Here is a 23000-nt window from a genome sequence, read left to right as displayed (position 1 = left end):
ATGCTCGGCAATGCGCCGCTTTCTCGAGATGCCACGGGTGTGAATCGCGAACCGATCAATTCCAGGTAGGTAGCTACCTGAATCGTTATGGGCCTAACCCTGATTGATGCCACCGAGCTCCCACCAGTGACTGAAAGGCTTTTCTCGTGGTTTATAGGGTGATCCGCTCCCCAAGGTTTTAAGCACAACAGGTTGTGCGTTGAGGCCCGAGTTTACCCATAGAAGGTGGTCATCTTAACCAATCAGTTGCTTCATAGCTGCTTCTGGTGTAGAGTTGGCACTCGCATGCTTCGACTGCTAACGGCCCGTTCTGTGATCAGGAGGTTGACTTGCCTTTCGACGCCACCGCCCCAAACCTTGATTTCCTTTTGATCGCAGCGGCCATCGAGATGGAGTTGAGTGATCGCGACCTTCAAGTTGCTTCAAAGCGCTACGGCCTGATTGCTGAGCATCTCCAACGGACAGGAGGAGCCTTGGCAGATTACATGAACGATGCACTGGTTTATGCGCAGGGCTCTCGCGCCATCGGTGCAACCATCGTTGACGGCAGTTCGGATGATCGCTTTGACCTGGACGCGATACTTGAGTTCCGCACGCCGCCCGGCTGGCAGCCAAAGCGGGTTCTGGATGGACTATTCGACTCCTTCGAAGGCTTCCCAGGTGTCCGCAAGATCGTTCGTTGCACCAGATGCGTGCAGCTGCAGTTTGCCTTCATGCATCTTGATGTGACCCCGATGGACCCATTCGCAGCGCCAAGGCGAGAACGGGCAGGAAACATCTATCATAGTCCTGACAAGGGGGCAGACGCACTTTTCAGCGTGAACCCTTATGGTTTTGCGCAGTGGTTCCGGCAGACTGTTAAGCTGCCGAGCCACCAGTTTCAGGATCAGGTGCGCGCAATTCGCAGCCAGATGAGCATTCCAGATCGTATCGCGCTCAACGCCGTTTTTGCTGACGCCGAGACCGACAAGCTGCCTGAGCCCATCGACCCGCTTCGTGATGCCCCCCAAGTCATCGCTTTGAAGCTCATGAAGCGCTATCTTAATCTGCGCTACGCGCCGCGTGACCGAAAGCGCCCTGTGTCGATATACCTGTCCAAGGTTTCTGCGGAAGTGCCCCTGAACATATTTGGGCTTTGCGCGCAACTCGAGGCCCTTGCTTCGGAACTCGATCGGCGCATGGCTGTTGCATTGGCCAGCGGCCAGCAGCCGGAAGAGCGTAACCCTGTGTTCCAGGATGAGAACTTCAATGACCGGTGGCCGAAGGATGCGACTGACATGGTGGTCTTCCGCGGCGACCTGCAGCATCTACTTGCTGAACTTGCGCGCGCCCGAGATTCTGAGCTGTCAGAGATCCAAGAAATTTTTGATCAACTCTTTGGGGAACGTGTGACCCAGAGAGCCGTGCGGAAATACTTGGATGGGCTGTCCGACAAGGCCGCACCAGCAGCGTATGAGAGGGGCAAGGGCTTCCTCGCCGCCCCGGCTCTCGTTGCCGCGGCCGCACCCGCTGCCGCTAGCACTAGCACGGTAGCGGCGCCTCAGGTGTCGAGAGCGCCAGCTCACAGTTTTCACTCCGGATTGCTCAAGTGATCCAGAAGCGGGTCAAACCACGCTCTCCACATGCGCAGCTGACGCGAATGTCTTCACGTTAGCCGGACTTTGCGTTTGATCTGTCCATCGACAACACCACAATGATCTGGGAAGGGAAGTTGAGAGGCTTTCAGAAGTCCTTCTTGGTTTCCGTTCAATGGCGGTTCCGTGAAGCGGTCGTCATGCCCCATGTTTTCATTCTCGATCCCAAGCTGCGCCCGCGATCTGGGGGGCGATATGAGGACATCCCGCACCTGCTGTTCAACCGTCGAAACCCAACAGAGTCAGCGCTTTGCCTCTACGACCCGGACGCCAGGGAGTGGGATCCGACAATGTTGATTGCGGACACAACCGTGCCGTGGGCATCAGAGTGGCTCCACTATTATGAGTGCTGGCACCTAGATGGCATATGGCGAGGTTCCAACGCGCCCGGACCGAAATGTATTGGCGAACTCTATCTGGCCGGTGCCCCGGACGTGGCGCCGACCTCAGCGCAGAGTATCTAGCCGGAGTTGTTCATGACTGAAGCCGCTCCCCAAAAAGGTCGTCATGGGACAGTGGGTCCGCGGGCCGAGAAAATTGTGTGGGCTCGTGCGGCAGGTAGATGCCAGATTTGCAATGACAGCCTGATTGGACACTTGGTCTCCGGCAACCGCACCGCAAATAAGGGTTACATCGCGCACATCATCGGCTCCAGTGAGGATGGGCCCAGGGGCAACGCTGACAAGTCCAAGTCCCTGGCCAAGGATCCGAACAATGTCATGTTGCTCTGCGATGGATGCCACCGTGTGATTGATCGCGACGAGCGCGACAAGCATCCGGAGCCGGTGTTGCGCAGGATGAAGGCCGCACACGAGGGCTGGATCTCGCGGTCCGTGGGCCTACGCCCCGCCAGTCAATCGCACATTCTAAGATTTACAAACCAGATCGCTGCCAATGAGACGGCGATCCCAGTCGACATGTGTATTGCGGCGATGCAGGCAATTGGTCGGACTCCAGCAAATTTTGACCCGATTGACCTGAAGCTTGGCGTTACCGGCCAGCAAGATGACGGTGACCTTTTCTGGGCTGTTGAGCCAGACGATCTGGTGCGGTTCTTTCAGGAGAGGATAAAAGGCCGTATTAACAGCGGGCAGTATCGCCACATCTCGGTATTCGGCTTCGCCCCAATGCCTCTCTTGATGAAGCTTGGCCAGTTGCTTCCAGACATCCATGATGTCGAGATCTTCACACGACACCGGGAACCAGAACCGTCCTGGATCTGGCGAGAGGGAGAGTCTGAGATGGGTTCTCGACTTGCTGAAGGGACGCCAGACGGGAAGTTGGTGGCACTAAAACTGTCCATAACTGACCGCATTTCCGATGATCGGGTGATGTCCGCGATGCCGGATGTTCCCTTGTCCATCTGGGAAATCACCTGCTCAAGCCCACGGCATGACACACTGCGGACCCGTGAAGATATGAGACAATTTCGTGAGGTCGTGCGCTCAGCCTTCAACCGAGTGAAAGAGGTGCATGGTGAAAATGCGGAAGTGTTCGTCTTCCCTGCAGCTCCTGCCGCATGCTGCATCGAGTTTGGGCGTTGTTGGCAGCCAAAAGCTCATCGTCCAATGAAGATATTTGATCAGGTCCAGGATCGCGGCTTTGTTCAAAGGCTGTGCATTGAATGAACGCGATTTCAGCGCTTCTCATCTGCAACTGTGCGAAGAGCAGGATCAGGCGCTTTCCGCCAAAAGATCGAACGGCCGGACCAGGTTCGAAGACTGAGAGAACGCTCGGCCGCTCTGTCCCGAACGTCCATTCGCTTATGTGTCACAAAAACCGGTATACCCCCTCGACCTGCCAGCCATGCACACCGTCGACTTGCACCGGGTGGTAGCGCGCAAAATCGTTCCTGACCTTGGTGCCAGGATGACCCCATTTGCCGAGCGGATCGGAGCAATAGAGGCTCGCCACGGGCTTGACTAGGTCGGCGACGCCACCTTTCCAATTGGCATCCGACCCGTGATGCATCACCTGAAAGATTGCACCGCGTATCATGCGGTCGGCGACACGGTAGAAACGCTCGAAATCGTCAACCTGCTTCTGAGTGTGGAGAAAACCGTCGCCCGTCAACATTTGACCGAACCGATCCGTTTGCCGCCAGCCGCGCGGCACCTGACCAATGCGTGAATCCATTCCATGGCGCGGGATAGTCACTTCGGCGGTCAGAAGCTCAACTCGACCAATTGGCCCTGCATAGAGAAACAATGAAATCTCGTTCCGCCGCCGCGGCGTGATGGTCTTAGCACTTGGAGACTTAAACGTCGCATCGTATAATTTCTTCATATCACCTAGAGCTGACTTCCGGTCCTCCTCCTTTTCGGAGTGTGCGAGTTTGACCGCGAGGGGTCGGGCCGTGTCCTTAAATTTCTTGGTTGCGAGTGGCTCGAGGCGGCTGTCATTATAAGGAACGAACTCCCAGGCCTGCGAGACTAGGATGAATCCTCCGGCGTCGAGGGCGCGCACCCGAGGATCGGTCATTCCACCGTCGGCACCAAGCCCGTCGTTGTCGGCTTCGCCATCTGGCTCACGGTCTTTGATTAGCAGTGGCGGCAAGCCTAACGGCTCTTCCCCTCTTATCGGCGCGTCAGGTGGTGTCAGTGGAGCTGCCGCTTCTGCGCCCGGGCCTGGAGGCACTAGGACGATACGCTCGATCCGTCCGTCCGCGCGCGCCAGAAGGAAAGCCGTCGGCGCTTTCAGGAAGGCGAGCAGATCCGAGTCAGTAGCAGTGTCTTCGGAAAGGGCGACGATCAGCCTTTCCCAAGGTGTGAGATAGGGTATGAGTATGGTGCCAACGCTGAATGACTTCAAAAGATCGAGCATCCCGCTCAGATGATCTTCGTCGAAATGCGATAGCGTGACTAGGTCCAGATGGTCCGCCTCCTGATCACGCTGGAGCGCAGCAATCTCATTGCGGACGTGTTGGGCACGGGTCTCGCTACGCAAACCCGCCTCGGTGCCGCAGTCATAAACCCAGCGGAACGGCTGCTGGCCGGGTCGGTTGAAGTGGCCAGAGCAAAACAGGCCCTGACCGACGGGGTGAAATCGGTAGCCAAATTCGAGTGTATGCATTGACGAATTCGGCGCTCCCGCAATCGCTACTGCGCAAATGTGTTCGTCCCAGTCGCCAGTCCATGCGTTCAAATAATATTGACATTCCGCCAGATTGGCTGGTGGATAATCAATGTCGTCTGTGCCAGCTTGATTGCGCGCGATGGCGGAAACAACGTTATGATGTAAGGTCCGATGCGGGAACGAGAAATGGGCTATAATGCGTTGCTGATTGATCTTCAGCGGCTTGCAATGCTTGAGTAATCCTTTGACAAGGCAAATCTCGTGATCGCTGAGCGGAACGCTCGCGCGCGAAAGTATGGTCATGATATCGTCAACTTGGTGGCGGGTGGGCGGTGAGCGGCAGTCACTACGTGCCCCAGTATTGGAGCACTACGACCACGATCGCAAGCTCCTGTGTGTATGAAGAGGATCGTCTCAATCGTCACCATGTTCATCGACAACGTCGAAATCCCAACCGTGGTGGCTCCTTATCTTGCCGCCTTCCTTCAGACTAACTTGAAGGCGAAATTGCGCTCCTGGCAGAGCATCGCGGATTTCCTTGGGGCAATGCGTTATTTCTTGGTCTACATCGAAGCCGTCTTGACCCGCACACGGCTTTACTTGAACTTTTCCATTTTCATCGTGTGAGACGACGGCATTGATTTCGTGATATTTCTTGTGCCCCTCCTTCTTAGGACTTTGATCTTCGATGAAAACAAGCGAACATCGCACTGCGTAGAGCTCCAGTATCTGCATCGTCCGCATTAGGCTTAACCGAGAGAACAGGGGCAGATTTTCGGCCCGCAGCGCTTCAGCTTTGTGGGAAATGACCCCAAAGATAACACTATACTTCTTTTGGTCTAAAGGAGCGCAGAAATCATCACGAATCTCTGCAGAAACTCTGTCGGCCACGAGCCCTTTCAACTTGGTCGAGCATCCCTCTTCCTGCTTTAGTAACTCTACAGAATTTACGCCTTGATTGAATAGATGGCTGAGGTGAGCTGAACGGGTCGAAATTTTAATGTGATACATCTCAGCCGTCGCTTGGTCTGTTCCAGGGTGAGAAACAGAGTATATGTCACACGGCTCCACTTGGGTGGATCCGGCCGGGCTAATATCGGTTTGATCAAGGCATATGAAGGTTTCGTCCCATGCCGTGATCGCTGTGTTATATGCTTCTTCGCTGTAGACTTGCTTGCCTTTGACAGTTCGATCGTGGTTGTAGGGTGGCAGATGACAAGGCTGGCATCTATCGTTAATATATGTTGTCATCCGCTCTACGAACGCAGCCTCCGCTCGATACCAACTACCATCTGTCAAGTGAAATATAGCGGCATCGCCTGCCGCAGGGGTTTCGTAGACAAGGGAGCGCATTACTGTGTATGCGCGCCCTGGGCTACCCTCAACATCACAGAGGATGAGCTGATACTGGCGAAAAGAAGAAGCGCTCTCAGGGGTAACGTTGATCTCATCTAGGAAGCCCCAAAGCGCCTCAATCGTGATGTCAGGAAAAATCTCGCTTGTCGTGCCCTCGGCGCGAAAGAAACAACACGTTTTGTCATCCTGATAGTCAACTATCTCTGGGATAGACAAGACTATCTCGTCACTGCGGCTATTGAATGCTTGGAGTAAGCTTACGTTGAGATCATCCACTTGTGCGGGGTCATTTACTGGTGAGATATTCTGGATGTTGGGGAATGTTTCGTGAAACGCGGTGCTCTCATAAAGCTCCAGAAGGTTCTGACAAACGGCGGGAAGAATTTGTGGCGCCACTTTCATTCCGACTTTTAAGGATGTGGAGCCAGTAGCATTTTTGAAAATATGTTTGTATTCGTCTTTGACTTTGCCGGTAAGGCTGCGAATAATCTCACTATTTCCATCAAAATCTAGAAAAGTGAGGTCCGTAGAAATGGCAACTTGAGTGCGCTTCCGGCGCGCTGTGCCCGGAGAAACCATATCGGCGCTTTTCAACTCATTTGGATCAAGGCTGTTCAGTGTTACTTTAAGGCCAAAATCATACTCGTAAGAATAATCATTCAAGTGGTGGTAGACTTGTCCAAATGATATCGCGAAGCTGCGATCGTCAATAGAAAGGAATATTAAGGCGCCTTTTGAGGCCTGAAGTAAATCTTTTTGAACTCCAAAGAACCCACGCCACCACGGAGAGCGTGCTGGCGTATCTAGGATATAAAGTCGTGCACCTTCAGGAAGTGCCGTCGCAGCGTCCTCTTCTAGCGCATGACCTTCCTTCAAAGCATTTGTGTGGTTGAAACCTGCTTTTAAAAGGTAAATAGAAAATAGCTTTGTTTTTGACATTACTGGCACCGCAGTTGTTCTCCCGCGACGCTACACGTTCCAGACGATTGCGCAAAGCAATTCTAACTGAATTCCGGGGCGGGTGATTTGCTTGCGACAGCCTCATTGCGGCGTGGTTGAAGAAGCCCTCGCTGCACAGAATGCCGAACGGCAAGGCGAGCGTTGTCTTGCACTGCCACAGCTGAGCCAATTAGATTTCTGCATGACTGTCCCAAGACCATTCGCGTGGATCAGGGCAGTAAGTTCGTCTCGCGTGACATGGACCTTTGGGCCTACCAACGCGGCGTCGTGCTCGATTTCTCCCGGCCGGGCAAGCAGACAGACAATGCTTTCATCGAAGCGTTCAATGGTCGGTTCCGTGCCGAATGCCTGAATCAGCATTGATCCTGACCCTTGCGGATGCGGCTGAAAGGTTGGAGGTTTGGCGTTGATATTACAACGAGGAACGGCAACACGGTGCGATCGGCAAGAAAGTCCCGACCATGCTGACGAAATCGGGGGGCGTCACCGGCCCGTCACCCTGAGCGTAGCCGGAAAACTCTGCCTTGGGGCAGTAAAACGTTGGGGATCGGATCAATTCAAACCCGGAGTCTCGCTCACGCTGGATAAAAGGTTGGGGGCAACATCAATGGCAACGCGGTCACCCTGTCCCGCGATATTATCACACCGCTGCCGCCACAGAAAAGGCGCGACCGGCAACTCAAGAACAGAAACGCCAATCTCCTGCACGGCTAATTGCCGAATCTGATAGGTGGGGAATTTTACGCCAGCACTTTTGGAGAGTTTTGATCCAGTATTTACAGGCTTTAATCATTCAGATTTCACTGTCTGTGATTAAGCCCTTTGGCAAAGGCAGACCTACTCGGCTGAAACGCCAAGAAACTCATTGACTGCTTTCGCCAAAAGCAACCGCCGTGCCTCAAGGAATGCGCGATAGCTCTTGACATCGAACAATTCAGGGGCCGAAGGAATGCTTTGCAATGCGAGTAGGTCAGGCCCTTGCTTGGCCAGAAAATCGGCAAGATAGACCGACGGAGCTTTGTCGCTAATCTTACGGTTGGTGTGCCCACCTATGAATGTCAAATTCGCCACATCATCCGCTTCACGTGATGAAAAGCCGTTCTTGGTAAGCAGCGCTTTGGGAAAGAAATGGTGGAATTGCAGGCGATGCTGTGAACCCGAATGATCCAGAGAGATTTGCAGGTTCGAGGTCCAATCCTTTGCGCCAAGCCTTCGAAAAGTCAGGAACATTGTCTTGAATAGCGAGCTGCGCTGATCACGTCCTTCAAGGTCTTCGGGTGTGATGTCAAGTCTGCCAAATTGCAGTCGCACCCGGTCGATCAGTGCGTCGGCTGATCCGCCCTTTGAGATAATGCCCAAATCCTGATCGAGGATTGTTTCACTGGAGCCGCGTGAGAATCTGCCCTTAGCGTTGGCTAGCAATGCCCATTGCCGTAACCGGTCCGACTCATCGGGCGATAATGCGTAGCCCTTTGCATGGCCAAAGTAGGCCACAACAATCATCAGGAAGGGGGAAGACAGCAGCGCAGGGCTATCGATCCCAACATTGCTCTTTAGGAAGTTGATGGCAAACCGCATTCCCTCGGTCGCCTCTTTCCAGCCTGTTTGCAGCACGCCGAGCGAGAGACGCCCTGCGGTCAAAAACCTCGATTGCCCCGTAGCGAAGGCAATGAGTGCTTTAAGGTGAATGCCAAGGTCCAGTTCAAAACCCAGCTTGGCGCACTCAACTTGGAACTTCTGGAAGATTTCGAGGCTGTGCCGCCACCGGGCCGTGATCTGTGCCAGCGCCAGATCGGAACTGCGCAGCTTCGCACCCAGCGAATTTACGCGAACAAATATTTCGGTGACTTCTTCATAGGTCAACGACCGTTCGAGGACATCCATACGATAGACATACTTGCGAACGCGGCGCAGCTGGGCTAGCCGCTTGCTGTATTTTTCGTAGCGGGGATCATCAAATCCGACAATACCAGCGCGCTTCAAAAAGCTCTTGTCGCTATCGCTCTTGAAGACCTCGGACACTTTTACCCATTGAGGCAGCGCGGCGAGCTTATTGGTAGCCACCACAAAAGTCATTCGCTCAAACCGACGCTGAAGCTCATCCTCAGTCGAGTCTGCCTCGTCGATCTCGGTAGCCTCATCGTCGGCTTCTTCATCAACTTCCGTAATGATGTCCTGTCGTTCCGGGTGTTCAAGGTTGAATAGCAATTCGATCGGCTTGACCCGCCCCCGGACTTTCACCGGTTCGCCGCGAATGACGGCTGAAAGCGATGTCAGCCGCTGTTGGCCGTCCAGGAGGAGGCGCGTTGCGGCATAAGGATTCGCGGCCTGCGTGATCGCCATATCTTGCAGCGGAACTGCTTCGTCCGTCTCCCACAGAAGAATTGCGCCTGACGGGTAGCCGCGATATAGCGAATCCATGAGGTCTCGAACACGCGGAGACCGCCAGACATACTGCCTTTGCATCTCTGGCAGACGCAGTTCCCCTCGCTCTACCATCCCAACAAGTTCTTCTACCGAAGCTTCAGCTTTTGCCACGTGGCCTCCGTATATCCGTATTGAATGTATGCGTTTACTTGGAAACCAATTCCGCGCCTGTGACAAGTAGATGAGAGTTAGACAGCGATGGCAAGGTCAAGATGGCGGGTTAAGTGCTTTTGCCTTAATGGATTTTAGAACATTTACCGTATTCTGCTCCGTCTGCTTGCCTCCGGTTGAATGCTCTGCCGGAACGAGCCCCAGCCATGCGGCCAGATCACACGCCTTGCGGAACTGTTGTCCGTCCCCCGCTGCGGCGACAAGCGCGGTTGCGCTAAGCGCCAATATCCATGTGCCTCCTGAATGTATACGTTCGGCTGAACTTGGACGGTCGATCGCTTCTTTCACAGCCTATCGAATACCGCCCCGCATTCTCGGCGCAAACAGCTCCGCAAGCGCAGGATCGCGGTTACTGAATGCACGTTATCTTTTCAAGCTGGCATCATTCCCGTTGAGAAACAACATTGAACGTGCAACTCCTTGTTGAAGACAATCTACTGGCAGATCCGTGCTTTTCGTGAGCCTCAAGCTGCCATCGAGTTTGCGAATAGTCCTTTGGATCAATGAGCCTTAATGTCAGTCGTTCTCCGCACAATTCAGGCGTTTCCGCGCGGACGAACTATTGAGGAGCTCCAGGCTCTGCTGGGCAACGCCTTTTGTCATGACCAGCGCCTGGCCGTTCTTGCTGAGTTAGAGCATTTATCCGCCACCGGTGCTATCCGTCGTCGTGGGGACGGCAAGTGGATACCTGTGGCTCCGGCGGCATTGAGCGTCGTCAGGAGCCCTCGTGCGCACGAGGATGGCGCTGCGGCGGCTGGCTCGACACTTGTCGCCGCCCCTTTCAGCCGGTCTGTTCGGGATGTCGTGGATACAGAGATCCTGTCAGACGCCGAGACTGCCGGGCACCTCGATCCTCAGGCCTTGTTGCGCTACTGGCGGTCCGCGTTGAGGGCGGATCCGCGCGGCGCGACAACCGAGGCTCCAGACCGTCATGGCAGCGCATGGCACCTCGTTGCCGGTCGTGGCCCGATTCTGCCTGGGAAGGGGCAGACAACGCTTCTGACGATCGAACTCGATGCTTTGTCCTCGGATTTCCGGGCCGCCCTTCTGCGAAGAGAGGCCAATGAAAATGCCCTTGCCATCGGCTGGCCCATCGGAATCGGGCGCAGATCTGGTGTGCCAGCGATCTGGCCAATCGGGTTGATTGCCGCGGAGTGGCGGCGCGCTGACGGCAAGCTTCTGGTCGAGATCCCGGCCGATGATGTTTTGGTCAACCCCGACTGGCTGAAAGGCGCCGCGCGTATGACCGGGTGGCGGGCCAAGGAACTGGCTGAAGTGTTCGTCCATAGTGACGGCATAGGGTTTTCAGGTGAGGAGTTTCTTTCACGGCTGCGCGATGCTGCGGCCGGCCAAATGCGGATGAAGGTTACTGGAGACTGGACCATAGCAGAGCTCAGCCCGGACGGTCAGGGCATCTTCGACGCGGCAGCACTGTTCCTGCCGGATGACAGCAGCTTCACAGCTGGCGCGGTTCGTGACCTCGACCAGATCGCAACATGGTCACCGGATCGATTGGCCACCACCGCTTTGGCACCGGTGCTTGGTCTTACCTCGCAAACGCCTAACGCAGAGTTCCCGGCGATCAATGTCGGGCCGCTAAATGCCGAACAAATTGCGGCAGTGCGATCGGCATGTCGCGCGCCCCTGACCGTCGTCACCGGTCCACCCGGGACCGGTAAGTCGCAGGCTATCGTATCGATGGCCGCTTCGGTCCTGATGGCGGGCGGTTCCGTTCTGGTTGCGTCAAAAAACCATCAGGCGCTGGACGCGGTCGAGGACAGGATAGGGGCTCTGGCGCCTGAAGCCCCTTTCCTAGTTCGCACACTTGATCCCGCGCGCGATATCGACGTGTCGTTCTCCGCAGTGCTTACGGAAATCATCTCAGGACAGCACCAGGCCGGGCGGCCCTATGATGAACTGCTGCACGCCCGGCTCAGCCAACTGGCCGCTGATCGCGCGGCGTCGCTGGATGTGATGTCGCGGCGAGCAGAGCTGGAATGCAAAATAGCAGAGCTTATTGAGCGCCATGAATCTCGGGGTAAGCACTTGCAACCGAATGCTAATGCGGGCGCGACCAAGGAGGTTCAGGAGAGAGTAAGAGGCCTGAGAAAGCTGCTCGCGTGGTTGCGTAGCTTTTTCTGGAGCAGGGATTCGGCTGGAACGCTCAATGCCTCAGGGGGCACCGACCTGGAACGAGAACTGGCGCTTCGCCGTGCTGACAGAGATCGTCTTGGCGCTTCAGGTGACGTGATGGCGCTCAGCAATTCCATTGCTGAACTGTCCAGGACATTGCTGCCCGTTGCCCTGAAAACCCGCACCGCCATATCTTCCGAGGCACGAGAGAGCCTTGATCACGCTAAGGCCGACGTTGATTTTCATGGTGCAAACGGCCCGCTCCCCGGCGATCTCGCCCAAGCTGTCGTGCGGCACCGCCCTCTTTGGCTGGCATCTGTCCTTGGCACACCCAAACGTATTCCTCTGACAGAGGATCTGTTCGATCTGGTCATCTTTGATGAAGCCAGCCAATGCGACATTGCCTCAGCCCTTCCTCTGCTCGCCAGGGCGCGGCGGGCGGTTGTGGTCGGTGATAATCGACAACTCAGCTTCATTGCGCAGCTTGGCCAGGCACAGGATCGCAATCTGATGCAAGCGCAGGGTTTGCCGGTCGCCCGGATGAGCCGCTACGCTCAAAGCCGTAATTCTCTATTCGACTTTGCGCGGCGCGTGCCCGGATACGAACGTATTATGCTTCGGCAGCAATACCGTTCGGCAGGTCCGATCGTCGACTATATCAGCCGGGAGTTCTACGGGCAGGCCTTGCGGACGGCCTATGATCCGAAGACGATCAACCCGCCAAAGGGGCGCAAACCCGGAATCGACTGGACCCATGTTCCGGCGCCGATGGCGATGGAGGCGAACAACGTCAACCCGGCTGAGGTTGCTGCCATTGTCAGCCATCTCGAGTCGTTGCTCTTGCAAGAGGGCTATGAGGGAACCGTTGGTGTGACCTCCCCCTTCAGGGGCCAGGTCCATGCGATCGAACAGGCTGTTCGGGCCAGGCTGCCATCTCACAAGCTTGAGGCAGCAGACTTCCGCGTTGCAACTGTCGATGGCTTCCAGGGTCAGGAACGCGACGTCATGCTCTTTTCTCCCACGCTCGGTGCCAGCAGCCGAATGTCGGCAGTTACATTCGTGCAGAAAGATCACCGTCGCCTGAATGTTGCCATTTCTCGCGCACGCGCGGTTGCCCATGTTTTCGGGGATCTTGACCATGCCCGAAGCGGCAAGGTCCGATCCCTCGCGGCGCTTGCGGCCGCTGCAACGGAGCCGAGGAAACGCAGCGGCGAAGGTGTTTTCGACAGCGACTGGGAGCGCAAAGTCTATCATGCGCTTGTCGATCGCGGCCTGACCCCGAAACCTCAGTTCGAGATCGCCGGCCGCAGGCTGGATTTCGCGCTTTTTGGTGCCGGAGACATCAAACTCGACCTCGAAGTGGATGGTCGGCTTTTCCACGAGGGCACGGACGGTGGGCGAAAGTTGTCTGACCACTGGCGCGACCATCAACTGAAATCGCTCGGGTGGCGCGTGCGCCGCTTCTGGGTGGATGAATTAGCCAAGGATATGGAGGCATGTCTTGACCTCATCGAACGAGACCTCGCGTAGGCAGCGCACCCATACGACCGTCGCATCTGTTCTTGCGGTTCTAGCGGTCGGCGGGGTTGCTTGGCTGGGGGTTCAGACGAATGCCCTACATCGGACCTACGGCACAATCGCTGGTGATGTGGACTACTATACCGGTGAACGCGACAGGCTTAGCGCAGAGAGGGATGCTCTTTTGGCAAGCCGCGCCGAAGTTCAATCCAATTTGACGCTGCGGCAGGAAGAGTTGCGCGGTCTCAATGAGGATGCAGCCCGCACCGCTGCCGAGCGTGACGGATCGCTTGCGCGCCGTGATGCCTTGGCCGCAGAGATCGAGGGTCTGACAGCAAGATTGGCGGCCGCCAATGAGACCATCGCCGAAGCGGCGCGGCTTACCGGAAGCCTTTCAGCACTCGAAAGGTCGGCCCGCGAGCTTGAGCAACGTATAGCTTCGCTCACAAATGACCGCGATGCACTTCAGCGAGGCATTGCCGACCTGACAGCTACGCGCGACGGGCTGACCGACGAAATTGCCGGCCTGCGGAGCGAACGCACACGTCTTGACACCGAGGTCACTGCCAAACGAGACGAGTTGACAGGACTGCGCTCCGAGTTTGATGATCTTACGGTGCGGATGGCCGCGTTGACTGCCCGCTCTGACGATCTGGCCGACCTAGAGGCGCGTATCACGGCCGGACAACAAAGCCTTTCAGCTCTGGAGACAGAACGCGAAAAGCTTCGCGGGGAGGCCGGCACACTGCAGGCCGAGGTAAGTCAGGCTCTAGCACAACGCACGACCCTGACAGAGGCGATCGCCGGTCTGGCCGGACAACGTGATCGCTTATCTGCAGATGTTGGCACCGTTGAAGCGCGCGTCGCTGCTCTCGGCACTGAAAGCGAGACGCTTCAGGCGCGGCTTGATGGGCTGACCACCCGCATAAGTGAGCAACAACAGGCACTTGCTACGGCGAGACAGGAAGTCGCGACAGTGGTAGCCGAGCGGGATTCTGCACGGGATGAAGTGGCGCGCCTGGCCCTTGAGATTGCGAACCGAGGGGCAGTTCTCACCCGGATTACTGAGGCCGCGCAGGAGCTATCGGCTCTTGAGGCCCGTAGTTCCGCGATTGCCTCCGAGTTGGCGGAGCGGACGTCTGCCTTGGAGGCTGCGCGGGTCAGGCTGTCAGCCGTGGAAGGCGATATCGGAACCGCAACCCAACGCCTGACAGAGGCGCAGGCTGCTGCCGCGGCTATCCGTCAGGATGTCGCATCGCGCGAGACGTCCAAGACATCGCTCGATGCGGAAATCCAGCGACTGGAAGCTCAGCGTGCCGCGCTGGCACCGCAGGTGGCATCATTGGAGGTTCACCTCTCTAATCTGCAGTCGCAGATAGCGGCGGCAGAAAGCTCTGGACGTGCGACGGACGAGGTGCCGCAGCGAGGACCCTTGCCCGAAGGCGTCGCTGAAATAGCTGCCGACCCGGTTTCGGCACCGCCCGAAGCGAACGATTGAGGCTAAGCTGATGTTCGAAACAAATATGTTTGTCTTCCTCGCGCTTGCGGTTGCGCTTGCTGTTCTGGCTCTGGTGATGGTTTTCCTCGCTGCACAACATGACAAAGCCGTTGCTTTGGCAGGTCCGCTGGAGGAAGAGCGTGCAGTCGCGGCCCGGATTGAGGAGAAGCGCAGAACCATCGCAGATCTCGAGGACGATCTTGAGAAACGCCGCCAGGCACTTGCCCATGTTGCCGAGATCGGCGCCGAGGTAGATGCACTGGAACGCAAGCGCGATGATCTGCTCGCTGAGTGGAACCAATCCGAGGCCAGACGTAGCGAGGTCGAGGCGATCCGGCATGAGACGGAGGCGGCCCGGACCGAGAAGCTTGAGGCTGAGGCTACGCTGGCTGAGGCCAGAGCAAATCTGGAAGAGGTAAAGGATCGGCTTTCGAAGGCCGAAGGCATTGATCACAGGATCGAGACCCTCAGTCAGGAGCGCGAGAGGCTTGAGAGCGAGGTGCAATCGCTCCGGGAAAATCTGGATGCCCTGCAAGCGGCAGAAGCTCGGATCAACGCTCTTGAAAATGAAGCGAAACGGTTGGAGGCTGATGCGGCTGTCCTGACGGGGAAAATCGCGGCAAAGACCTCCGAGCTCAATGAACTCGAGGACAGGCTTGCATCGGCGCGGATGAACCATAGCGCCCAGAAGGATGAATCCGAACGCCTCGCGGCTGAAGTCGCAGCGGCGCGGCAGCGCAGCAACGATCTCGTGCATGAACAGAGTGTGGCTCTCGACCGGATCGGGGAACTGGAAGCCCGCAAGGCGAGCATCGAGCGCGAGATTGAGAAAGCACGCGGTCAGGCGACAGGCCAGGCAGGCGCACCCGAAGAAGATCCGTTGCGCGAGTTGAAGCAACCGCCGCAGGTTTTAAATGGACTTGTTTCATGGCCGTTGGCTCCGGCGATGAACGAAGCAGACGCCCTGAAAAGCGTAAAGGACCGCTTCAAAGCCTATGGCCTGACCTATCCTGATCGGACACTGCACGCTTTCCATACCGCAATGAAGGTGAACGATACGACGCAGATGGCTGTCTTGGCAGGCATTTCCGGCACAGGGAAAAGCCAGCTTCCCCGTCAATATGCGGCCGGAATGGGCATCGGCTTTCTCCAGATTCCGGTTCAGCCCAGATGGGACAGCCCGCAGGACCTGATGGGTTTCTACAATTATATCGAGGGTCGTTTCCGCCCCACCGACATGGCGCGTGCTCTTTTCGCCCTTGATGAGCAGAACAACGAAGATGCGGTCAATGATCGTATGCTGATGATCCTTCTGGATGAGATGAATCTCGCGCGCGTCGAGTATTATTTCTCCGATTTCCTGAGCCGCCTTGAAAGCCGTCCTGCAAAGGGACGTGAATCCGATCGCAATTTGCGCAAAGACGCAGAAATAGAGCTGGAAATCCCAAAGGCGCAGCAGCGCATTTTTCCAGGCTACAACCTTCTTTTCGCGGGCACGATGAACGAGGACGAAAGCACCCAGTCCTTGTCAGACAAGGTAGTTGACCGGGCCAACGTGATGCGCTTCGGCGCACCTCGGACTCTGGTTCAGGCGAATGTCACGAACCAGCCGCCGCAAGAGCGCGCCCTCAGCCGACGGCAATGGGATCGCTGGTGCGCACGCAGTCTGCCAGGTGCCGAACAGTTGCGCGCACGGGGCCGGATCGACGAAATGCTTGAGCTGATGCAGAATTTTGGCAAGCCCTTCGGCCATCGGCTGGGTCGAGCAATACTAGCGTTTACCTCCGCCTATCCTGAAGTGGAGAGCATCTCCGACCGGGTCTCGACTGCTCTTGCGGATCAGATCGAGATGCGGCTTTTGCCCAAGCTTCGTGGTGTTGATGTCGAGGAAATGGGCCAGCATTTTGATCGGCTGAGAAAGCTCTCCGAGGATCTGGGAGACGAGGCTCTGGCAGATGCGATCAGACAATCGGTCGATGCTGCCGAAGGGACTGGGCAATTTGTCTGGAAAGGGGTTATTCGCTGATGTTTCTTCGGCTGCGGCGGCCTTGGTCCGATGCCTCCCTTGAGGATGGAGAGCCTTTTCGGCGATCTGATTGCCTTCTGTCCGAGAGCGACGGCGGTGAGCCGGCGGGCGAACATGTCGCCGTGATGCGTGGCAAAGTGGGTGATCGGCGGCGGGATTTGCTCCAGCATCCTTACCCGAAAAGGCAATCGTCCAAGGCCCCGGCACGTGAGGGCTTTCCCCTGCGCCCGCGCGGAAGAGCCGGAGACGAGGCTGACCCCGGCGCACTGGCCGCCCTGACCAGGATGAACGAGGTTACGGCGCGGGTGCAAGAGTTGGGCGAAGCCCTCGACGATCCCTCCACCCTTTGGCAGCATCTCGCGGCAGCATGGGATCGGGCCGAGCGCGAGGATGATCCACGCATGGCCGAGATCGTGCGGCAGGCGCGGGAAATGTCGCCGGTCCTCAAGCAGTTCCGTGAACGTATCCGGCGTGTCCTGCGCCGAAACCGCGAACTGACGCCTCTTGACCGCGTGCAGGAGATGGACCGGGGCTCCATGCAATGGCTATCGCGACAGCCAGGAAGATCAACCGCCGAACGTGCGGGCGCGGATCAGCGCATCCTCGCAGTCGCGAGGCATGAGAACTTCGACACGCTGGAGAACCGTGTCACCAATGCCTATCTTCGCCTAGCCGATGTTGTCGGTCGCGAATGGATACGCGAGCATCCAAAGGCGCAGGGCAGCAGCCGATATCAAGCTGTGCTGGGCTATGTGAAGCTGTGTAGAAGCCTTGCAGCAGATCTTGCCGCGCTCGGCGTAGGCATCGCGAACGCTGATATCACACCGAATTATGTGCTGCTGGAGGACAGAGTCTACCGCGACATCCGCAAAGCCTGGGAAGCCCTGCTGCGGCGTGAAAAGGCGCTGGATGAACTCTGGGCCTGGCAGGCGCAGACATGGACGGACTTCTCAGTCCTCGCCATCGTTCTGGCCTTGGATGAGATGGACGGGGCAGAACTCGTTGCCCAGGCTCCAATCCACTTCCGGGATGAGGCGGCCAGCGGCATCTGGTTTGAGCAGGAACGCCCCATCGCGGTATTCTGGATAAAATCACTGGGCCGGGTAGTTGAGGTAATGGCCAGACCCGAGGGGCCGGGAACACTATTGACTCTTGCACGGGCGCATGTCGCCTTGCGTATCTCGGACCCCTTCGATGCCACTGCATTTCCCCATCGCGTTGCGGTCTGGACACCGCATGCGATGGATCGGCTGGATCCGATCACAGCGGCCAATGAAGCCGCCACACGTGTGGCGCAGCTCATGAAAGTGTCAAACCAGCAGGAGCGCATCCGCCATGGCATGATCCTGACCCCCGGACATCACGAACCTCAGACCGCCCATGCCGACAGCAGCGGAGCATTTGTCGAGGCCATTTCCTTTGACGCTGCAGGACCGTCCCTTAAGGCAGGGCGCGCCGCTATTCGCACGTTTCTGCAGCGTGACATCTGGGGAGTTGCCTGATGTCACGCAAGCTTTGCGGGTATGATCTCAATGGCTGGAAGGACTGCGCCGCACGTAATTGGCGGGTCAAGGAAGATGGTGAGGAACACATTGACGGGCAGCATACGAGCACCGGAGTCCTGAATCCGGCAGTAGTTCGCGTTGGCACAGATAGCGGTGTGGCAACGAGGGGGCGCGACAGCTGGGTAGGAGGCTCACAGGCCGCTCTCGCGCCGCATGGCCGCGGCGGTGGTTGGGGAGACATCGGGACATCCAATCGCAGACGTTTGGTGCGCAGGATGCTTGCAGATCACGAAACGCCACCCGCAGCCTTGGCCGCAGCACTGTCGGGCCATGCTCGTGGGGCCAAATACTGTGCAATTGCGATAGACGATCACCCGGACACAAGCGAAGAGCTGCAGGAACGCTTGCTCACAGCGGTGGCGACCGCCCGCCTCGGGCGCGGCTTGCTCGTATGGCGATCCGTGCTGAGCGTTCTGGGATGCCTGGCAAGCACGGGTGATTTGATCGCGCCGAGGAACGGCCTGAGAATTGGCGTCCTCGGCCATGTCGGTGAAGGTTTCACACTTCAGAAGTTGACGCTGCGCCTTGAAGCAGGGGCAAGAGTTCAGGTTTTCGCGCCGGAACGGCATCAGACCGCAACACTGCTAAAGTCCCGCCTCGGCTATGATGAACTGTGTTCCGGCATCGGAAATCAGATTCAAACTTCAGGGGCAATCCCCGATCCAGGCTGGAGAGACCATGCCCGCTCCCCCTCTGCCTGGGCATTGGACGGCGCATGCGAGCCGGAACTCATCAGGAATGCGCGTGGGGGTTTCTCCCAAGTCACCATGAATACAGACATTATTCTTGATGAAGTGGATTTTTCGGCGAGCGATCTGCATGCATTCAAGGGCTGCGATCTGGTCATTTTCGAAACTCTGACGACTGGCGAAATAAGGACCGCTATCGCTGAAGACATGATTGCTATGATCGACTGCCCCATTGTCGTCCCGGAGAGCACAAATGTTGCAGCCGGTGCGCTTGAGGCCGCGAGAAGATACGCGGCCGGTGAACCCGTATACTTCGATTTCCTGCCGCGCATTTCGACCATTGTTCTCGGCCAAGATGGCGCCGCAAACTACGATCTCGTCCATAGCTCCGAGACACTTCCCGCCGGGCGCATCTATCGTTCTCCCCGACCAGCGCGGTTTGCAATTCAACCCAATCAATCAGAGTTTAGCGTCCATCTGCGTAAGGATCTGGAGCCTTGGCCGCGCAAGGCACGGATCGAGATTGGATCCAGATTGCCCACCGCGGTTCAGGTCGAATTGCGGGTGGAGCAGACACCGGCCGCGGGACGCGCGAGGCTGCTTATCGAAGCCCCTGCAATTTCTCGGCAGTTCACTATTGACTGGAATGGTGCAGATGAGGTGCAGAAGTCCTGGGATGATCTCATTGCCGAATTGGGCGCAGCACCCGCGACCATTCCTAACCGGATGGTTCTGCCCTGTGGCACGGGGGCATGGGAGGACAGCCCTCGTGCCTCTGGTCTCTACAATCTCCTGCGAGAAAACGCTGGCTTGGAAGCTGTTGACTGGGCCAGCCTTGCTTCCCGCCTCGCCTCGCGACCGAACGGGGAATACTGCATTTCCAGTGATGGCGATATTCCTGCAGAAGTCCCAGAAGGCATGGTGTTGCTACTTGAACGAATGACTGACCGCGCCATGGCGCATATTCGTCACCGGATCAGCGGAAAAGTCATCGCGAACAATGAATCCCTGAAGTTCCTCACCTGGCAATTCCGGCGTTCTCCACCGGAATTGCCAGGAATTCTGTTGGATGCATGGGAGGCACGCAGCCCGCTGTTTCGACACCCTTTTGCAACCCATTCGATGAATTGGGTTCTCATTTTTCAAGGATTTGGCCGCACATGTCGCACCCAGAAGGATGAAAGCAGAGCACTTGCCTTGCTGTTTGCCACCCCGATAAAGGACTGGAGCTATCGGTGTGAAACGGCTGCCATCGCTTTTCTCCTGTCACGATCGGAGACAGCCCCGCTGCTGCTTGATCGCAAGCACGTAGACCTGCTCGGGAAACGGGTATTGATTGAATTCCGGCAGGAGCTTGGAACCAAGTATACCCGCTTCAATTACGCTCCGTTCCTTCTGGCGGGACTTTTGCGCTGGCGAATGAAGTCTCCCGGAGCACTCGTCATCGGGCGGGACCAACTTGCTGATGATCTTGGCGAAGCCATTCACAGAACTCTGGCGGATTTCGACAAAACTCCCTCTCGCGATTTGCAAAAATCAGCCGCCGTTTCTCGCTATAGACCAATTCTGTTGCAGCTCCTTGATGAATTGCAAGGACACGGCACCAATCCGGACCTTCTGCTCGACGTGTTCAACTTGGATGCATCATGAGCGGGTGTTTTCGGCGGTTCGCGGCGATGGGTATCCCCGATCCAGCGCCCCCTCACGCTCAGTCTTTGATACCGGAGCCAGGTATCGGCGGAGCGGTCGCGCAGACTTTCCCAAAATGTTTCCAGCCTGACTGAGGGCAATTGCTTCGGTCATCTCCGTCGTGCAGAAAATCAGACCAATCCCGCAAGCTTCAGTCCCAAGGGGTTAGGAATCGAGGCGCATGCTCGACATTTCCCGAGCAATTGCGTCGCACATTAAACGCTTTGCTGGATCTATTGCGCTGGATGCAGAGACAAATATTCCTACGCGGATGTTGACCAGTGTTTCTTGAATCAATGGCACGAAGCACAGTTGGCCAACCTCGATGTCATCGTAGAAGCCGATTTTTGTATAAAGACCTATACCATGACCGCACATGATCATCTGCTTTGCCAGCGAAAGCGTGTTTGTGAAGATATGGGTCGATAGCGGAGTTACCAGCGTCGTGATCGCGTGATCTATAATCGAATTGCCGCCGCGGGCATCTATTGTTCGGACCAATCTGTAGGCCGCTATGTCGGTGATTGTGACGCTGGTCCGGCCGGAAAGTGGGTGGTCCGGCCGCACAATGACACCGAACGGAGCAGATTTCTCGGACAGCAGCCGGACACCTGGTTGGTCCGAGAAGGTAAAGGCAATGCCGATTTCAGCGGTGCCGCTGGCCACGGCCTGCACGGCATCCTCAGGCTGTGAAGTTGTCACCGAAATCGAAATGTCAGGATAAATCTTTCCAAATTCGTTCATTGCGCGCGGAAGGCATCCAATCGCGATAGAATCGATGGTGTGGATGTTTATGTGCCCGGTGCGCAGGTCGCGCATGTCGTCGATCAAAATCTTGGTGCGCTCAAAGTCGTGCAGCACAGTGCGGCAGTGTTCCAACAGGATCGCACCCACGGCGGTCAACTCCACGCCCTCTGGTGTCCGGTCGAAAATCGCCACGCCAAGCCTTTCTTCGACGCTAAGGATCTTGCGATTGACTGAGGTCGAAGAAACATTCAGCAGCTGGGCCGCCTTGCGGATCGAACGCTGGCGAGCGACCTCATCGAAGTATTTCAGGAAACTAGAATGCATCCTATCCCCACGTCCCAAAGGGGGTGGTGCATTTTCTGCACCACTGTTGGCTGAACTTAGTTCTACCTGCACCGCCCGCGCAACGGTAAAGTCAGTTCAACAAGGTCGAAACAAGGACCACTTTCCCACCATCAGGAGAGACGAAAATGACGCAAGACAAGATGAAGCTCGATCGCCGCAGTTTATTGCGGGGCATGACTGCCTTTGGTGCCGCCCTGGCCGGAACCAATATCGGAATCGAAAAGGCCTGGGCTGCTGATACGCACACCGTCAAGTTGCAGCTCGGCTGGCTTGCAGGGAATGGCATCCTAGGAGAGCTGGCCGCCGACGCGAAGGGCTATTTTGCGGAAGAAGGTCTGGCCTTGGAGGTGGTGGCCGGTGGCCCGAACGTGGACGGTGTTGCTTCGATCGCGTCGGGGCGGGCTCATATCGGTTCGATCAGTTCCAGCCCGTCGCTGATGTTGGCGCGGTCCCAGGGGATGCCCATCAAATGCATCGCGGCGGGATATCAGCAGCATCCCTTCACCTATTTTTCGCTGGAGAAGAACCCAGTCCGGGAGCCCAAGGATCTGATTGGCAAGACCGTCGCTACGAATGGCACCGCGCGGATCTTGCTGCAGGCACTGCTCGCCGCCAATGACATCGCTGAAGATCAGGTCGAGGTTCTTGTCATGGGAGCGGACATGTCACCGCTGTTGACGGGGCAGGCCGACGTGGTGACTGGCTGGAAGACGAACGTCAGCGCTCTGTCGGTATTGGGGCCTGACCGGGTGGACATGTCATTGTGGGATGCCGGGATACAGCTTTACGCCAACCCCTACTATGTCAATGATCGTTTGCTCCAAGAGAATCCCGAGCAGGTTCAGGGCATGCTGCGCGCCATCGCGCGGGGCTGGGGATGGGTGCATGACAACCGCGAAGAGGCGGTCGATATCCTTGTTTCGCGTTATCCCAATCTTGACAGGGACGCGGAACTGTCTGCGGTCGATGCGGTTGTCGCATACAGCTTCAACGAAACCACGCGTGAACAGGGCTGGGGCGCAATGAGCCGTGATAACTGGCAGGCACAGATCGACATCTATGACCGCCTTGGCCAGTTCGAGGCTGGCACCCCTGCGGTGGATGACGTCATGACATTGTCGGTGTTGGACGAGATCGCCGATGCGCGGCCGGTTTACGGGTGAGCGG

13 protein-coding genes and 2 pseudogenes are annotated in these 23000 nt (G+C 56.9%); 10 read left to right on the top strand and 5 right to left on the bottom strand.

Going from position 1 to position 23000, the window contains the following annotated elements:
* Positions 1–329 precede the first annotated feature (329 nt).
* The 3 genes from CXR43_RS16555 (at position 330) to CXR43_RS16545 (ending at position 3262) form a co-directional block, all read left to right on the top strand.
* Entirely contained in the window at positions 330–1592 is a 1263-nt protein-coding gene (locus CXR43_RS16555; RefSeq protein WP_103336072.1) for a nucleotidyltransferase family protein, read from the top strand.
* 80 nt (positions 1593–1672) lie between these two features.
* Positions 1673–2098 carry a type II CBASS E2 protein gene (locus CXR43_RS18285; RefSeq protein WP_494338059.1) on the top strand — a complete coding sequence of 142 codons (426 nt, stop codon included), beginning with the start codon at positions 1673–1675 and terminating at the stop codon, positions 2096–2098.
* A 12-nt stretch (positions 2099–2110) separates the two neighbouring features.
* Positions 2111–3262 (top strand): SAVED domain-containing protein, encoded by a 1152-nt coding sequence (locus tag CXR43_RS16545; RefSeq protein ID WP_146036545.1) that lies wholly within the window; start codon positions 2111–2113, stop codon positions 3260–3262.
* A gap of 142 nt (positions 3263–3404) precedes the next feature.
* On the opposite strand, the gene CXR43_RS16540 is transcribed toward CXR43_RS16545, so the two are convergent.
* Both CXR43_RS16540 and CXR43_RS16535 read right to left on the bottom strand, forming a co-directional pair.
* Entirely contained in the window at positions 3405–5012 is a 1608-nt protein-coding gene (locus tag CXR43_RS16540) for a ComEC/Rec2 family competence protein (RefSeq protein ID WP_146036544.1), read from the bottom strand.
* A gap of 111 nt (positions 5013–5123) precedes the next feature.
* On the bottom strand, positions 5124–7004 hold the full coding sequence (locus tag CXR43_RS16535) for a DUF6119 family protein (protein ID WP_103336064.1): 1881 nt from the start codon (positions 7002–7004) through the stop codon (positions 5124–5126).
* A gap of 144 nt (positions 7005–7148) precedes the next feature.
* On the opposite strand from CXR43_RS16535, the pseudogene CXR43_RS18010 reads away from it, so the two are divergent.
* Positions 7149–7528: pseudogene (locus CXR43_RS18010) on the top strand (integrase core domain-containing protein); the annotation flags it as partial.
* A 334-nt stretch (positions 7529–7862) separates the two neighbouring features.
* Here CXR43_RS18010 and CXR43_RS16525 read toward each other — a convergent pair.
* Together CXR43_RS16525 and CXR43_RS16520 are read right to left on the bottom strand one after the other, a co-directional pair.
* The gene (locus CXR43_RS16525; RefSeq protein WP_103336061.1) at positions 7863–9563 is read right to left on the bottom strand and encodes a GmrSD restriction endonuclease domain-containing protein; all 1701 of its coding nucleotides are present in this window, start codon (positions 9561–9563) and stop codon (positions 7863–7865) included.
* A gap of 162 nt (positions 9564–9725) precedes the next feature.
* Positions 9726–9842 (bottom strand): annotated as a pseudogene (locus CXR43_RS16520) (transposase); the annotation flags it as partial.
* 294 nt (positions 9843–10136) lie between these two features.
* Between CXR43_RS16520 and CXR43_RS16515 the strand changes: the two are divergent.
* The 5 genes from CXR43_RS16515 to CXR43_RS16495 all read left to right on the top strand — a co-directional run bounded on the left by CXR43_RS16515 (position 10137) and on the right by CXR43_RS16495 (position 20702).
* Complete coding sequence (locus CXR43_RS16515; RefSeq protein WP_103336058.1) at positions 10137–13286, top strand: AAA domain-containing protein; 3150 nt, start codon at positions 10137–10139, stop codon at positions 13284–13286.
* Between the two features lie 118 nt (positions 13287–13404).
* On the top strand, positions 13405–14772 hold the full coding sequence (locus CXR43_RS16510; protein WP_146036543.1) for a coiled-coil domain-containing protein: 1368 nt from the start codon (positions 13405–13407) through the stop codon (positions 14770–14772).
* Between the two features lie 10 nt (positions 14773–14782).
* Complete coding sequence (locus CXR43_RS16505) at positions 14783–16798, top strand: McrB family protein (protein WP_103336053.1); 2016 nt, start codon at positions 14783–14785, stop codon at positions 16796–16798.
* On the top strand, positions 16798–18300 hold the full coding sequence (locus CXR43_RS16500; RefSeq protein ID WP_210402117.1) for a hypothetical protein: 1503 nt from the start codon (positions 16798–16800) through the stop codon (positions 18298–18300). The genes CXR43_RS16505 and CXR43_RS16500 overlap by 1 nt, the downstream gene beginning before the upstream one ends.
* Positions 18300–20702: a hypothetical protein gene (locus tag CXR43_RS16495; protein ID WP_146036542.1), complete on the top strand. Its 2403-nt coding sequence runs from the start codon at positions 18300–18302 to the stop codon at positions 20700–20702. The genes CXR43_RS16500 and CXR43_RS16495 overlap by 1 nt, the downstream gene beginning before the upstream one ends.
* Before the next feature lie 204 nt (positions 20703–20906).
* On the opposite strand, the gene CXR43_RS16490 is transcribed toward CXR43_RS16495, so the two are convergent.
* Positions 20907–21812 carry a LysR family transcriptional regulator gene (locus tag CXR43_RS16490; RefSeq protein WP_103336047.1) on the bottom strand — a complete coding sequence of 302 codons (906 nt, stop codon included), beginning with the start codon at positions 21810–21812 and terminating at the stop codon, positions 20907–20909.
* Between the two features lie 146 nt (positions 21813–21958).
* On the opposite strand from CXR43_RS16490, the gene CXR43_RS16485 reads away from it, so the two are divergent.
* Positions 21959–22996 carry an ABC transporter substrate-binding protein gene (locus CXR43_RS16485; RefSeq protein ID WP_103336044.1) on the top strand — a complete coding sequence of 346 codons (1038 nt, stop codon included), beginning with the start codon at positions 21959–21961 and terminating at the stop codon, positions 22994–22996.
* Positions 22997–23000: the final 4 nt, after the last annotated feature.

Source organism: Pseudotabrizicola formosa, assembly GCF_002900965.1.
Taxonomy (GTDB): Bacteria; Pseudomonadota; Alphaproteobacteria; order Rhodobacterales; family Rhodobacteraceae; genus Pseudotabrizicola; species Pseudotabrizicola formosa.
This window is presented reverse-complemented; position numbering and strand designations above follow the sequence as displayed.